10 protein-coding genes and 1 other RNA gene are annotated in these 15,036 nt (G+C 39.7%); 2 read left to right on the top strand and 9 right to left on the bottom strand.

Going from position 1 to position 15,036, the window contains the following annotated elements:
* Positions 1–314: 314 nt before the first annotated feature.
* From ACJ9PY_RS12740 to nirB (ACJ9PY_RS12755), 4 genes are all read right to left on the bottom strand, one after another.
* Complete coding sequence (locus ACJ9PY_RS12740; RefSeq protein ID WP_098864514.1) at positions 315–740, bottom strand: OsmC family protein; 426 nt, start codon at positions 738–740, stop codon at positions 315–317.
* 510 nt (positions 741–1,250) lie between these two features.
* Positions 1,251–2,867, bottom strand: a complete 1,617-nt coding sequence (locus ACJ9PY_RS12745) for a family 14 glycosylhydrolase (RefSeq protein ID WP_411740180.1) — start codon at positions 2,865–2,867, stop codon at positions 1,251–1,253.
* Positions 2,868–3,064: 197 nt separating this feature from the next.
* Entirely contained in the window at positions 3,065–3,382 is a 318-nt protein-coding gene (gene nirD / locus ACJ9PY_RS12750; RefSeq protein WP_411740181.1) for a nitrite reductase small subunit NirD, read from the bottom strand.
* Positions 3,383–3,399: 17 nt separating this feature from the next.
* Positions 3,400–5,814, bottom strand: coding sequence for a nitrite reductase large subunit NirB (gene nirB, locus ACJ9PY_RS12755; RefSeq protein ID WP_411740182.1), 2,415 nt, complete (start codon positions 5,812–5,814; stop codon positions 3,400–3,402).
* Between the two features lie 255 nt (positions 5,815–6,069).
* Here nirB (ACJ9PY_RS12755) and ACJ9PY_RS12760 point away from each other — a divergent pair, with 255 nt between their 5' ends.
* Positions 6,070–6,345, top strand: a complete 276-nt coding sequence (locus ACJ9PY_RS12760) for a MerR family transcriptional regulator (protein ID WP_269450004.1) — start codon at positions 6,070–6,072, stop codon at positions 6,343–6,345.
* A gap of 176 nt (positions 6,346–6,521) precedes the next feature.
* Here ACJ9PY_RS12760 and cobA read toward each other — a convergent pair whose 3' ends face one another.
* From cobA to ACJ9PY_RS12780, 4 genes are all read right to left on the bottom strand, one after another.
* Complete coding sequence (gene cobA, locus ACJ9PY_RS12765) at positions 6,522–7,292, bottom strand: uroporphyrinogen-III C-methyltransferase (protein WP_278089437.1); 771 nt, start codon at positions 7,290–7,292, stop codon at positions 6,522–6,524.
* Positions 7,293–7,394: 102 nt separating this feature from the next.
* Positions 7,395–9,545: an assimilatory nitrate reductase catalytic subunit NasC gene (gene nasC, locus ACJ9PY_RS12770; RefSeq protein ID WP_411740183.1), complete on the bottom strand. Its 2,151-nt coding sequence runs from the start codon at positions 9,543–9,545 to the stop codon at positions 7,395–7,397.
* Positions 9,546–9,651: 106 nt separating this feature from the next.
* Positions 9,652–11,973: a nitrite reductase large subunit NirB gene (nirB, locus tag ACJ9PY_RS12775; RefSeq protein WP_411740184.1), complete on the bottom strand. Its 2,322-nt coding sequence runs from the start codon at positions 11,971–11,973 to the stop codon at positions 9,652–9,654.
* Positions 11,974–12,026: 53 nt separating this feature from the next.
* A complete protein-coding gene (locus tag ACJ9PY_RS12780) occupies positions 12,027–13,232 on the bottom strand; it encodes a nitrate/nitrite transporter (protein ID WP_034306778.1) in 1,206 nt (401 codons plus the stop codon).
* Between the two features lie 873 nt (positions 13,233–14,105).
* Here ACJ9PY_RS12780 and ACJ9PY_RS12785 point away from each other — a divergent pair.
* Positions 14,106–14,648 carry a ribonuclease H-like YkuK family protein gene (locus ACJ9PY_RS12785; protein ID WP_034306780.1) on the top strand — a complete coding sequence of 181 codons (543 nt, stop codon included), beginning with the start codon at positions 14,106–14,108 and terminating at the stop codon, positions 14,646–14,648.
* A 138-nt stretch (positions 14,649–14,786) separates the two neighbouring features.
* On the opposite strand, the gene ssrS is transcribed toward ACJ9PY_RS12785, so the two are convergent.
* Positions 14,787–14,973, bottom strand: a non-coding RNA gene (gene ssrS / locus ACJ9PY_RS12790) — 6S RNA.
* Positions 14,974–15,036: the final 63 nt, after the last annotated feature.

Below are 15,036 nucleotides of genomic sequence, written 5' to 3' on the forward strand. Positions count from 1 at the left end.
CCTAACATCAAGGGCATTCCAATGACAAACCATTACATTTTGATTACTTGCTTACTGAATTATCCCTTTCCTTCCGTAAAATGGAGTTCGCTAACCTTGAAAACCAATTTTAGATTGATATTTTCGGTAGAATACCCTCGGATTACCATGAGAGGGATTATCTCCTGTGGTTTGCACGTTTTGGTATAGATGATTATTCTTGAAATGAGGATGTTCATTTCAGTCAAAACAGCCCCATGTTCAAAAATGGGGCTGTTTTTATTATACGGATGTAAAACAACTTCCTGTTTAACAATAGTCCTTTAAATTACATATTATATGTCTTGTGTTCCTTTAACACCATTTATTGAATAGCTGATTTTAATGTTGGCATTTAATGAGTGATACACTGAACAGTACGTATTTTTGGATAATTGAATCGCACGGACGACTTTATCTTCAGGTAGATCTCCCTCTAATAAATAATGGATATGAAAATCGGTAAAACGTTTAGGATGATTTTCTGACCGTACCCCCTCTATTTCTATTTGAAAGGCCTTTGTTTCAAATCGCATTTTCTTTAAAATCATGACAATATCAATTCCTGTACAGCCGGCAAGAGAGTGTAAAAGTAATTCTGTGGGTCTTGCTCCACTATTTTTACCTCCTGCTTCTTCGGCGGCATCCATCTTTATTTCATGTCCCGACGGAGTTGTGCCAGAAAAGGCCAGTTCCCCTGTCCATGTAATCATTGTCTTCATATATTTCGATTCCTCCCTTTCTTGTTGCTTTGTTCTAAAAATGGACTACATTTCAATTAATGTAAATTTATATCATTTAAGTATTAAAAAATATTGCCGTAATGGGGTCAGTATGCAAATATACATCACTTGGATTCTGGATTTTTTATACCCTAACTTGTGATGTTTTCCATACCTTATATTCTTCCCACAAGTCCTGCTTAGTTAGTCATACTGTAAAATTTGAACGTTGATTACCTCTTCAGGCTTTAAAACCTAAAAAAATATTCCAGATGATTTCAGAAATCCGCTCCCTTTCCGCCAACTGTTTGCCGAGCCGCATCAAAGCAAAGCGGCTTGGCAGACAGTTATTCGGCAGGATTGTCGCAAATTTCTTTAATCTATTAAGGGATTGATGTATACAAAGCAGTAAAAAAACAGAAGGATATTAAGTTTACCAATCATGGTTGTGAGAGCATTCCGAACCACCTTATGTCGTCTGAATTTTAAATCATAGCCCTATTAACCCATTTACCATGCAGTTTTATAGTTTCCTTCTCCATTCAAAGGAGTTTTATACCTATTATTTTCGCCATCTTGCCAAGTGATATTGCCATTCTCATCTTTCAGAACGAACTTGAATTCATAGAATCGATCTGCAGCTAAACGAAATGTTCCACTCCAGCTGCCTTCTGTGTTTTGAGTGAGTTTATATTCGTAATCTTCAGGATTCCATCGGCCGATTTCCCCTCTGTTCCCAATTAAGTAAACTCCCTGTGTGGAAGGTACATTTTCAACTGTGAATGTAACGGGAATCGACTTGCCTTCCAATTTATCAGCCATCATCCTGAACTCATTAGTTGGATTTCCTTCATCGTCGAATAAATAAGACATCCTAAGCAATGTAAATCCCTCAAAACCATGGTTAAAAAGCATTTCTGCTACATTGTCAAAGCCCCATTCATTATCGATGAGAGGGAGTGCGTTTTCCCCGTTTAAAGAAATTCCTTTTTCATTAGCTAAAGAGGCAATATGGGTCACCAAAGTCTTAGGGGCGCTATAGGACGGTGCAGTATGTGCGTCTTGATCTCCCATTTCCAGACAGGTGAATGTGAGGGCCATATTCGATTTCTTAAATTGATTCAATAATTTGGAGTAGTTATGGTACCCGGCACTATATTCTGCTGAATGCGGCATTACTGGATCATTCATTTTCCAATGGACTCCTGAGATTTTAGCTCCAATTGGCACGCCAAAGACTTCATCAAAATGTTTATGGGCAAACTTCGAAATTTTTGCAAGATGCTTTTCGAGTGCCCCTTGATACCACTGCATAAAATCGTATCCAAATTTAGTGTCGATTGCTCCTCCCTTGGTGAAAAATTCATCCCCATTTCCTGGCGGCTGAATCTCATTCCAGTTTTTATACGTTTTGCCCCAAGCAGCATTTAATTTTTTTATCGTGGAATATTTTTCTCTCATGGCAAGCCTGAAATCCCGTTTTGCTCCTTCTGTATAAACTTGAAGCTGTCCCCTCTCAGGATAATCCCAGCCATCGGCATTTTGGTAGGAGGGATATCTTAATTCCCCTGCCGGTCCTGCACTTAGATATATTTTTGCTATTAAATCCTTCTTATCAGCAAAGTTCTCTGCAAAGGATTTGTACAATTCATTGTACTGACCGGCTGTGCCCTCCCACCAAGGAGCAAGTACTTCCTTATTCCAGAAACCACTTTCACTCTTGAAAGCCATGTTTTCGGCAGTGTCTTTATTCCAGAGCCAACTTGGGATGGGATAGTTGCAATCATCCCCCACATTACCGCCGCATTGATGCGTAGACAAAATGGGCACCCATTTTAAACCGGAAGCTTTCACGGTTTCCGCATATTTTTTATAATAGGACCAATCAAACTGATTATCTTTTTTACTCTCGACCAATCCCCACCAGATATCTGTCGTTATTGCATATACTCCATTTTCCTTCAACTGGGTCAGCTCTGCTTTAAATGCCTCCCAATCTGTTATTTCACCCAAGGGGGCCATCACATAAAGCTTGTAATCTGGTTGTACTTCTGCCATTCCAGGTGTATTTGATAAAGGAACAAAATACAGCATAAAGGTAAAAACGCCAACCGATAATTTGTTCATAAAACGCCAACCTTCCCCTATAACTTTATTCATTTGTTCTTCGAAATCGCTTACATTCATTCGTTTTAATAAAAGAATTCCTATACTTGAAAGTATATTGCCTTTGGAAATATTTATCAATTATTCTGCCGGGTAAATTTAGTTCAAAAAACTGCAAAGAAAAATGGATAGTCTTAGAGACTATCCATAGCAGCTGGTTATAAAACTATATAAACATTACCATCTTCTATTTCAACATGGAATGTCTTTACACAACCATTATCAGGTTTTTGGACTTCTCCATTTTTGACACTGATTTTCCAGTCATGCATCGGGCAAAATACGTGATCACCACTCACGATGCCTTCCACAAGTACCCCACCTTTGTGTGGGCAACGATTTTCAATAGCCCGGAATTCACCATTTGCTAAATGAAAAAGAGCAATTTCATGAGATCCTATGGTTACTGTTTTCCCCAGGTTTTTTGGCATTTCATTTACGGTTGAGACCTCTATCTTTTGAAGTGTTTTCCCCATTTAGGCTGCCCCCATATTCATTTATTTGATATAGCCGGAATTTTCACTTTTTGAAATAAACCGGTTTGGATCGCATTGCTCTCAATGATTTCTTTCCACGGTTCTTGCAATACGGATAAGGCCTCATCCAAACGTAGGTTAAGCTCCATCCTTTTTTGCTTATCACCAATAATCGCCTTAATGGTATCGAACCCGACACGCTCAACCCAGACCGACGTTCTTTCTAAATAATTGGCAGTCTCTCGATAATGTTGGATGTACGCACCCGTAATTTCAATTACCTCATCACTTGTTTTCACTTTACATAATAATTCAGCAGCTCGTAAATGGGTACCGCCATTGCCGCCAATATAAATTTCCCATGCACCGTCAACACCGACAACACCAAGATCTTTGATACCTGATTCAGCACAATTACGAGGACATGCCGACACAGCCATCTTAACCTTATGCGGTGTGCCAACACGTTCGAATTTCTTCTCCATGGCAATACCCAGACCGATTGAATCTTGGGTGCCAAACCGGCAAAAGTTTTCACCGACACATGTTTTCACAGTTCGAAGCGTTTTTCCATACGCATATCCAGAAGGCATATCCAGGTCGGCCCATACGCTTGGAAGGTCCTCTTTTTCAACGCCGAACAAATCTATTCTTTGACCGCCTGTTACCTTAAGTAACTTAACATTATACTTATCGGCAACATTTGCTATTTTCCGTAATTGATCGGGATTTGTGACGCCGCCATACATTCTTGGCACAACGGAAAATGTACCATCCTTTTGAATATTTGCATGTAGCCTTTCATTGACATAGCGGGATTCTTTTTCATCTTCATAGTCAACAGGATGGATCATGCCTAAGTAATAGTTCAGTGCCGGTTTACATTTCGAGCATCCATCACTTGTATTCCAGCCGAGAACATTCATGACTTCACGAGTATGTGTCAGATTTTTTTCGCGTATTTCGGCAACAACCTCATCTCTTGATAAAGTGGTGCACGTACATATGGATTCCTTCTGGTTTGACTTACTGAAATCAGCGCCTAATGTCAGCTCGAGAATATCACCGACTAACGGCTTACAACCACCGCATGATCTCGAAGCACTTGTGCAGCCTTTTACTTCCTCAATGCTTGTTAAACCATTAGATTCGATAGCCGTCACAATATCACCCTTCGTTACACCATTACAACCACAGATGATTTCTTCATTTGACATCGAAGTGACAAGGCTGACACTGGGTTCACTTGTTCCAACATTCAAGTATTCCGAAACGTCGGCATTTTTATTGATCATGCTCAATAGGATATTGCTTTCCTTTGTATCCCCGAATAATACCGCCCCAGAAATTTTCCCATTTCGAATCATTACTTTTTTGTAAGTAACATTCCATTCATTAAATTCCTTGATTGATTTGGCTTGTTCATCCTCGAAAATTTCTCCAGCCGAAAATACATCAACACCAGATATTTTTAACTTAGTAGAAAGCACGGACCCCTCGTAAGGTTTGCTTTCCAGTCCGCAAATCCTTTTGGCTAATACTTTGCCCTGTTCATATAGGGGAGCGACCAAACCATACACCATCTCACGGTGTTCCGCACATTCACCAACCGCAAAAATATTCGGGATCTTTGTCTCCATATAATCATTCACGATAATTCCTCGATTGACAGGGATGCCGGAATTTTGGGCCATTGCAACATTTGGTTTAATCCCAACTGCCATGACCACTAAGTCGGCGCTAATTTCCTCGCCATCACTAAAGCGTAATCCTTTGACATCAATTTCACCTAAAACCTCTTGAGTCTGTTTCCCGAGATAAAAATTCATTCCCTGGCTTTCAAGTTCCCTTTGCAGCATTTTTCCTGCTGCTGGATCTAACTGCCTATCCATCAAATATTCCGAAAGGTGAATTACATCTACCTGCATACCTAGATTCAAAAGCCCCCTTGCTGCTTCAAGACCCAGCAATCCTCCCCCAATGACTGCAGCCTTTTTGTTATTTTTCGAATATTCAATCATCTTTTCGCAATCTTCAATATTTCGAAAGGCGGTCACTCCTTTTTTATCAGCTCCCTTTATCGGAAGTATGAAAGGGATTGATCCGGTAGCTAAAATTAATTGATCATATGCGACTTCGCTATTAGCATCTGAATATATGATTTGCTTAGTGGTGTCGATGTTCTTGACTGTTTCACCTGAAAAAAGTGTAATATTGTTCTCTTTGTACCAGTTCCAATCATTTATTGTAATATCATCTATCGTCGTAGCCCCTTGCAATACATTCGATAGTTGGATTCGATCATAATTCGGATGCGGCTCACTTCCGAAGACAGTCACCTCAAACCTTTCCGGTTGAATTTTCAAAATTTCTTCTATACATCTTACTCCAGCCATACCATTCCCAATGAGCGCCAATTTCTGCTTAGACATGTTTTGTCCTCCAATAAGATTTTTTTGAAAGGATGATATGATTGATTATAGGTGACGTCACTTTTTATCGCCACAATCATGTAATAAAATCTTACATAGTTTTTAAAAATTAATATTTAATGTTAGTTTTTATTACAAATATTCAGAAAATTAGGATATAATATCCTTATTGATTCAGCATAAATCCAAAATGAGGTGATTTTCATCGTCCAGCAAAAAGAATCTTATATAGATAGAAAGGTAATTTCCATAGGTGTGGTCAGAGAATTAACCGGACTATCCGATAGACAAATCCGGTATTATGAAGAAAGAAAACTAGTTTTCCCCGAAAGGTCTAAGGGTGGTAACCGTAAATACTCTTTTTCCGACGTCAAGGCATTAGTGGAAATCGCCGATAAAATAGAGGATGGAGTGCAAACCCATGAAATTAGACAGGAAAAATTAAAAGAGAAAAGAAAAATTGAACAGGAAAAAATGCGAAAAAAAATGCTGCAGGGCCAATTAAATGCACACTTTGGCCTGCGTAATTGATTTTCGCCTAGAAACCCGAATTATTAGCTGTTCTATGTCCATATTTCACTCTTCGACAAAATTTTCACATTGCAATATTAAAATAGCTGTTAACATTTTTAAACTGGACATGATGACTTTCATGTCCAGTTTTCCAGTTTCATTACAGTAAAAGTTTTTTAGGTAATCATTCCTCTCTAAGCGAACTCCTTATCTTTTGTTTTCTCGGAAAACCATGATAATTTCCCGGATAAATTCACCACTTCTCCTATTACGATCATGGCGGGATTGGCAACCTGCTCTCTTGTAACGATCGCCACTATTGAATCGATTGTTCCTGTAATAGTTCGTTGAAAACCTGTCGTTCCTTGTTCGATGACTGCAATGGCAGTTTCAGGCTTCATTCCGCAGGAGCGTAATTGTTTACAGATATATGGAAGGTTTTTCATACCCATATAAATAACAATGGTGTCAACACCATGTGTTAAATGATGCCAGTTGATGTTATCAGGTTTGCCAGTCACGCAGTGTCCTGTGACAATTGCGAAGGAACTCCCCCATTCCCTGTGAGTCAGGGGAATTCCAGCATAAGCTGGCGCAGCGATTCCAGATGTGATTCCAGGGACTATTTCAAATTGAATTCCGTGCTTTGCCAGCGCTTCTGCTTCCTCACCGCCACGGCCAAAAATGAAAGGATCTCCCCCTTTTAGACGAACAATCGTTTTTCTCTCCATTGATTTACTTATTAACAATTGATGAATGTCCTCTTGGGGGACACAATGTATACCAGGCGCTTTACCGCAATAAATGTATTCAGCTTCAGGTTTGCCGTATGAAAGCAATTCACGATTTACCAATCGATCATACAAGATGACATCCGCTGCCGCGATGCATTTGATTGCCTTGACAGTAATTAAGTCCGGATCACCAGGTCCGGCACCAACAATATAGACCTTACCTTTTTCCATCCTTTATCCCCTTTTGTTGTTTAGTCATGAAATGTGATTAGGCTCCATTTTTCGATTATGATTGAATCAAAAAAATATGGTGAAGGGGAAGATACCTTCCCCTTAATGAGACGTTAACTCTAATATAGGATGTACTTTTACAGCGCTGACTTTAAACCCGGGCATTTTGCATGTCGGGTCTAAATCCTGTGAAACGAGGCGATTGACATTTTGGGAGTCTGCCCAATGAAAAGGAACGAATATAGTATCATGGCGAATCGTTGCGGACCATTTGCTTCTTACAACAATACTTCCGCGCCTTGATTCAATTTTCACCAAAGTATTGTCTGAAATATGATATTTCTTGGCTGTTTCCGGATGGATTTCCATATATGATTCAAAATTTCTTGCGGCTAATGATGAGCTTTTTCTCGTTTGTACTCCAGTTAAATAGTGTGACATGATTCTTCCTGTTGTTAAATAAAGCGGAAATTCCGTACATGGCTTTTCTTTTGGAACATGAGGCACGTTATTAACCACAACCATGGCCGCCTTTCCGTCCGGGTGGGCAAAAGACGATTCGAATAACCTTTTAGTCCCTTTATGGTCAATGGATGGACATGGCCACAAAATACCTCCTTCTTTTCTTAACCGATCATACGTTATACCATAATAATCGGCGGTTCCCCCGCGGCTTGCCACTCTTAGTTCTTCAAATATCTCATTTGCAGATTGAAAGGGAAAATGCTCCCCTTTCCCAAGAGCTTTAGCTATATCACAAATGATTTGCCAATCATGCTTCGCTTCCCCAGGTGATGAAAAACTTGCTTCCCGCAACGTTACCCGTCCTTCCAAATTCGTCATCGTTCCTTCATCCTCTAAATAAGACGAAGTAGGTAAAATCAAATCAGCCAATCTAGCAGTTTCAGAAACGAACATATCTACTGCGACAAGAAACTTTAATTTTTTCAAAGCCTTTTTGACAAAGTTAGCATTGGGATTTGAAACAATTGGATTGGAACACATTAAAAACATGCCGGTAATTTCACCTTCATTTATCTTCTCTAACATTTCGTATGCCGACACACCTTTACGCGGCAAATCAGACTCATCAATTCCCCATATACTTGCAATATGTAATCTATGTTCCTCATTTTCAATCATGCGATACCCCGGCAGCTGGTCTGCCTTTTGGCCATGCTCCCTTGCTCCCTGCCCATTTCCCTGTCCGGTGATAGCTCCATAACCCGAATTCACTTTTCCAATTTTCCCTGTAACAATAAGAATATTAAGGAAATTACGGACAGCAGCCGAACCATCTGTTTGCTGCTCAACTCCCCTTGCTGTAAAAATCATTCCTGATTCTTCTTTCCCGAACATGGCAGCCGCTTTTTGGATTTGTTCACTTGGAACCCCTGTCATTTCTGCAATTTCCTCCAACTCTAAAGATGTGACATACTCTTTAATTTCTTTATAGCCATTTGCACGTTCCCGGATAAACGCTTCATCAATAAGATCCTCTTCAATGATCACTTTCAATAATCCGTTTGCCAAGGCGGCATCCATCCCAGGTTTCACCTTTAGATGTAAGTCGGCCATTTTCGTTGTTGCGGTTTCCCGGGGATCTACAGCAATGATATATGTCCCATTTTGTTTCGCTTGCTCAAAGTACGGCATGATTGTGGGCTGGCATTCCGCAATATTCGTACCCGCCAAGATTATGCACTTTGTGAACGGAACCTCTGATAAGCTGTTGGTCAGGCCCCTGTCGATACCAAATGTTTGGTTGGCTGCCGAAGCAGCTGCAGACATGCACAAACGGCCATTATAATCTATATACTTTGTTTTTAAAGCCACCCTTGCAAACTTCCCAAGCAAATAGGCTTCTTCATTTGAAATGGATGCACTCCCATAAACAGATAATGCATTTACACCATCTTCTGCTTGTATTTTAGTGAAATTCTCCTTAATGTGGCTTAATGCTTCCTCCCATGATATTCGAACAAATTCTCCATTTTTTTTCAATAATGGGTATTTAATTCGATCTTTATGCAAAGCATGTTGATGTGCATTCATTCCTTTAATGCATAAGCGCCCCTCTGAGGTTGGATTATCTTTTCCAATCGTCATATACTTTTTTCTTGTTACTATTGTTTGTTCCAGCAGCTGCATCTTACATTGCATGCTGCAAAATGGACATTGTGTATCATATCGTTTTTCTGATTGGACCTCTTGTTGCTTCGTGCGGAAATACTTTAATAATAATTCGGTCAAGGCTCCTCACCCTTTACTCATGGATTTCTATGGATTTTTCATGGCACAAACATTTAACCGCTTACTAAGACTTGCATCTAGTTCTCCCCTTTGTTCACTCCCTGATCTAGGCCAGTTCCAATCGTTGAGATAGTTGCTGATTAAGTTCATCATCAAACAATATTTCTCTAACATGAATTAAACCCAATCGTTCAATCCATTGCCAAGTCCGTTCTAAATAGTTGGCTGTTTCCCGATAATATTGAATAAAGCCGATGATGATTTCAATGGCTTCTTCATTTGTGCCGGCTACACATAATAGTTCACCTGCACGTGCATCACGCCCGCTGCTTCCGCCCACATATATTTCCCAGCCCCTGTCAATGCCCATAACACCTATATCTTTCGTTGTTGATCCTGCACCGTTATGCATACAAGCGGATATGCCCATCTTTATACGGTATGGTGTTGATACTTGCTCCAATCTTTTTTCCAAATCTACAGCAAGTAATAGGGATTGCTGTTTATCACAAGAGCAAACATGTTCACCGATACATGTTTTGACGTTTTGAACGGTGTTACCATATTTCGAACTTAACGGCATATCTAAATCAGCCCACACACCTGGGAGATCTTCTTTTTTCACCCCCATTAAATGAATCCTTTGTTCACTTGTTATCGCAACCTGGGATATTTCATATTTATCGGCAACATTAGCAATTTTTCGCAAGTCATTTGCATTCGTCATCCCGCCGTACATTTGCGGGATAACTGAGTATCGGTTATCACTTTGAACTGTTGCATTCTTTTTTTCGTTTATGAAAAGAGTTTGCTGTCTGATCTCGTACTCTGGATGAATCATCCCTAAATAATAGCTCAATGCAGGCCTGCAAGTCGAACAACCTTTTGTATTTTCCCATTCAAGAGCATCCATCGCTTCTTGGACAGTCGATACGTCTTGGAGCTGCATTTTATACACAACTTCATCTTCCGTTAATTTCGTACATGAGCAAAATGCAGTTTGTTTCTCATCCTGAGTAGTAAGATTACTTTGAATATAGGTCAAAAGCTCGGTCACTGCCGGCTTACATCCGCCGCAAGAACCGGAAGCCTTTGTGCATTGTTTAACTTGTTCCACTGTCGTTAACCCCTTATTTTGAACCGCTTCAATGATTCCGCCCTTTGAAACAGCATTACAATGGCAAATGATTTCATGATTTGCCATCGAAGCGATTAATCCCTCAGCCGTATTTGGTGACTGGAACATTGAACGCCTTTCCTCTGACGATACTTCTTGCCGCTTTACAATCATATCGAGTAATCGTGAGCTGTTGTTTGTATCTCCATAAAGTACAGCACCTATGATTTTTCTTCCTTGAAAAACCAACTTTTTATAAACACTATCCAATTCATCAAAAGTTGTGATGGATTTCGTTGTTTCGTCACCAAGGAAATCACCAACAGAAAATAGCTCAACTCCTGATATTTTCAACTGGGTCGAAAGGACCGAGCCTTGGTATCCGCTGCATTTCATCTCACAAATATGCTTTGCCAGCACTTCACCTTGTTCGTAAAGAGGTTTAACAAGCCCATAAACCATGCCTTGATGTTCAGCACATTCGCCAACCGCATAAATATCTGGGATGCTGGTTTCTAAATAGTCATTTACAATGATTGCACGATTTGTATCAATTCCGCTTTCTTTGGCCAATTGAATATTCGGTCTGACTCCCGCAGCCATAACGACCAAATCTGCATCCAGCTCCGTTCCATCTTTAAAACGGACGCGCTCTACACGCTCGTTACCGATTAACTCCTGTGTTTCCTTTTTTAAAAGAAAGTTCATTCCCTGGTTTTCCAACTCTTTTTGCAGTAAAAGTGATGCCGTTGAATCGAGCTGCCTTTCCATTAAATAGTCAGCGATATGAACGACATGCACTTCCATACCAAGGTTTAACAGCCCTCTCGCTGCTTCCAAACCTAACAAACCGCCTCCGATTACGACTGCTTTTTTATGTTTGCGTGAAGTTTCAATCATCTTTTGGCAATCTTCAATCGTCCGAAATGCAATGACGCCTTCTTTATCTACACCTGTGACAGGAAGAATGAACGGGACAGAACCTGTGGCAATTATCAGCTTATCATAGTAAACTTCCCGTTCTTTGTCTGTTTTTATTTTCCTAGTCTCTTTATCGATTTTTACTACCGTTTCACCTGTGAACAATTGGATATTATTCTCCGTATACCAGTTTCGATCATTTATCGTAATATCTTCAAAAGAGCTGTTGCCTTGAAGCACAGTCGACAATAAGATTCGGTTATAGTTAACGTGCGGTTCACTTCCGAAAATAGTAATCTCAAAGGCAGTCGGATCCTTACTAATGATGGATTCAACACAACGTAATCCTGCCATTCCGTTCCCTACTAAGATCAGTTTTTGTTTATACATTTTATCCCCCCAAAAACAAGTGCTGTAAAAAGCCAAACTAAGTAAACAAAGTTCTAGATCTTAACTGAATTCTTTCCGAGTACCCACGTTTTTCTCCATGAAAGCTGAGCTAGGCCCAGGATAAGCAAAGCCACGATTCCAACTGCGGAAAATACTAAAAATCCTGTAGCATATGTGCCAGTGATCTGTTTCAACGTACCTAGTATGTTTGGAACCAAGAATCCGCCAACACCTCCAGCAGCTCCCACAATCCCTGTGATAAAACCTATTTCTTTAGAAAATCGCTGTGGAACTAACTGAAAGACAGCTCCGTTGCCCATACCGAGAAATAGCATTCCGATGAACAGAAGGATCGTAACTGCAGTAAGAGAATAAAGAAAACTAATTCCAAACATACATATAGTGAGTCCAATAAATAGAAACATAAGCAGTTTAACTCCACCTATTTTATCGGCAATAAATCCTCCGACGGGACGAAAGAAACTTCCGGCGATGACACATAATGTTACGAATTCCCCCGCCCTTATTCGTGTTAACCCATACTCATCAACAAAAAAGATGCTTAAAAAGCTAGTGAACCCGACAAAGCCCCCAAAAGTCACACTGTAAAGAATACAAAAATACCAAGTGTCCGTTATTTTAAATACGTTGAAATATTCCTTTAGTGGTTTTGCCGGCGGTTGAGATGGCGCGTCTTTTGCGATTAAAATATAAATGATAAACACGATGGTTAAAGGAATCAAAGCTAATCCCATAACATTATGCCAGCCAAGAGATTCTGCAAGACGAGGTCCGAACAATGTCGCAAAAAGAGTTCCGCTGTTACCGGCACCTGCAATGCCCATCGCAAGACCCTGCAAATGCGGGGGATACCAACGACTGGCCATAGGAAGTGCTGCAGCAAAACTTGCTCCTGCCACCCCTAGTAATATCCCTATTAAATAAAGCTCTGCTAAACTTTCACCGAATAACCATCCCCAAAAAAGTGGAATCATCGTTACAAGCATCCCGCCGATTGCGGTTTTCCGCGGGCCGATGCGGTCAGTCAAAAAACCAAGGACGATTCGAAAAAACGAGCCTCCCAAAATCGGAATAGCCACAATCAAGCCTTTTTCAGCTGGGGAAAGTCCGAAATCCTTTGTAATATAGACACCGAGTGCCCCTAATAATACCCAAATCATAAAACTGATATCAAAATAAAGGAATGAAGCTAATAATGACGGAGCATGACCGCTTTTTTTCAATTCAGATATTTTCATTTTTCATCTCTCCAATACTTTATTAATTGAATATTCGTTTATTTTACTCTTATAAAAGTAAGATTTCTTTGTTTATGTAAGAAAACATCACACACTTTTTTTGTAAGTTATTAAATTGTTTAAAGTAGTTATTGGTCAAAATTTAATAAATTCATTTCCTTTTTCTTATAAAAATCGCATGATATTGTGGTTTACTTAGGTGATGTAAAGTTACAGGCTTGTTTAACTTTTCATTTATGGCCGCAATAAACTCCAAGAACATTTTGAAATATTCTCCATACAAAAAAAGAGAAGCCTAATGCTTAAGCTTCTCTTCCGGCCTGTAGATAAACCCGACTATAATGGAGTTTTTTTTTCAGTTTTATATTTGTCCGTTAATTCATTCCAGCCACCCGCTCCCAAACAACTTTGTTTAACATAAGATAGAACTCCTTTTACCTACAGTCTTTTTAGTTTAGGCTGTTTTCGCATACTTTGTTGCTATTTACTAAGTAGTGCGGTGTGGTTGATTTCCCCTCCAGATGCTCGCTTTCCTTGGTTGCGGGCGGTGAGCCTCCTCGGCGTAAACGCCTGTGGGGTCTCACCTGTCCCGCTGCTCCCGCAGGAGTCTCGCACTTCCGCTCCAATCACCCTTAAATAGTTTCGTTTTAAAAACAACAATCTTTACGAAAAGAGCCTTTGTTTAAAATAGAAGAAATAAAACTTGAGGTGATATCCATTCAGCGAGATCAACTTTAAATGATGACTGCCTCTTCTTTAGAGGCGGGTTCTTCCCACGGCACGAAACAAGGACCTCTTTCATATGATGTGTTATGAACGGTATGAGATATTTAATAATCTGATTCTATCCGGGGAAAGGTTGGGTACGATAATATGAAGCAATATCCATTTCAGAACATCCCATTTCAAAATCTTCAGAAAAAAGATATGTCCTTTGAAGAGGTATTCGTTCATATTGTTGAGTTTATGGAATTAAATCCTTCCGGTAACTATCAATTAATGGTCGGGACAGATTCGCAAGTACATAAAAAACATACGGTTTTCATTACAGGCATCGTAATACGGCAGGTCGGAAATGGTGTATGGGGTTGTATAAGAAAAGTGATGATCCCTAGAAGGATGCTGCATTTACATGAACGTATCTCTCAAGAGTTGTCGTTAACAGAGGAAATCGTATCACTGTTTACGGAAGAAAGAAAAAATCAATTAATCGATATTGTCCTGCCTGCTGTATATCAAGGTGCGACGTTCACAATGGAAGGTCACATTGATATCGGGGTTGGAAAGCGAAACAAAACCAGTGAGTTTGTAAAAGAAATGGTAGCCAGGATGGAATCCATGGGGGTGGAACCAAAAATCAAACCGGATGCTTTCGTAGCTTCAAGTTATGCCAACCGTTATACAAAACAAGAGTGAATGTTTACAAAAATATGTAAATGCACAATATGGTTTGGGAATTTTCAGACGGCAAAGCGTTACATACTTTTTTTCGGTATGCAATTTTAAATAAGCAAAAAACCGGCCTCAGACCGAGACCGGCTTTAACATTTTAAGATATAAGCCGCCAATGCCGTATTCAGTAAGAAAGTTTTAAACCACCACTCCTCAAAGTGGGTGTTTGCAGAAAAAATCCTGTTGTCCAAGTCAGTGACGAGGCATAACATTCCTGTTTCAATATAAAACTCCCTATTACAGCTTAAAGGTTAAAACTTTATTATCATTACGAACAGTGCAGCTTGTATAATTATCATACCTGAATTACTCACATGTTACAATGTTAATAATTACCATTTTAAAATCGCTT

Origin of the sequence: Peribacillus sp. S4, from assembly GCF_046715815.1 — a bacterium.
In the GTDB taxonomy this organism is placed as follows: domain Bacteria; phylum Bacillota; class Bacilli; order Bacillales; family DSM-1321; genus Peribacillus; species Peribacillus frigoritolerans.